General features: G+C 59.8%; 1 protein-coding gene and 1 pseudogene. Both read right to left on the reverse strand.

Annotated features, from left to right (window positions below; all coding sequences use genetic code 11):
• Window positions 1-59: 59 nt before the first annotated feature.
• Window positions 60-413, reverse strand: a complete 354-nt coding sequence (tnpB, locus tag AC1D2R_RS32225) for an IS66 family insertion sequence element accessory protein TnpB (RefSeq protein ID WP_077976417.1) — start codon at window positions 411-413, stop codon at window positions 60-62.
• Window positions 410-622: pseudogene (locus AC1D2R_RS32230) on the reverse strand (IS66-like element accessory protein TnpA); the annotation flags it as partial. The gene tnpB and the pseudogene AC1D2R_RS32230, both read right to left, overlap by 4 nt.

Below are 622 nucleotides of genomic sequence, written 5' to 3' on the forward strand. Positions count from 1 at the left end.
CCCTTATAGCAAGACAGCACGAAAAAGCCAAACAAAACAATGCAAAGACGGCCGGATATTCACCCTGCCGCCGATGGCGCAGTCACCCGTTGCGCCATGACCCGCCGCCAGTCAAGACCTTCGAACAAAGCCTCATACTGACCCCTGGAAAGACGCATCGTCCCATCCTGAACCTTGGGCCAGGCAAAGCTTCCATGTTCAAGAATTTTGTAGATGAGCACCATTCCGGTGCCATCCCACACCAGGATCTTCAGACGATCCCCGCGCTTCGACCGGAAGATCACCGTCACCCCGGAATGCGGATCAAGCTTCAATTCGGTYTGMACCATCAAAGCCAGCGCCTGATGCCCGCAGCGGAAGTCCACCGGCCGCGTCGCGATCAGGATCGGCAGTCGTTGGCCAGCGACGATCATGCCGTCCCTCGCATCGCTCGCACCAGAGCCGCCACACGTTCAACCGGCACGTCACCGGGAACCCGCATCACAACGTCCGGGCCGATCTCCAGCGTCAAGACCGCTGAAACCGCCTCCGGCAGTTTCGGCGGCGCTAAAACACCCACAGCCTCGCTCGGCTCCGCTGTGATCGCCAAAGGCACAAATGCAGGCTCGGCATCCACGTTCTC

The sequence above is a fragment of the Rhizobium sp. P1_C7 genome, from assembly GCF_056406295.1.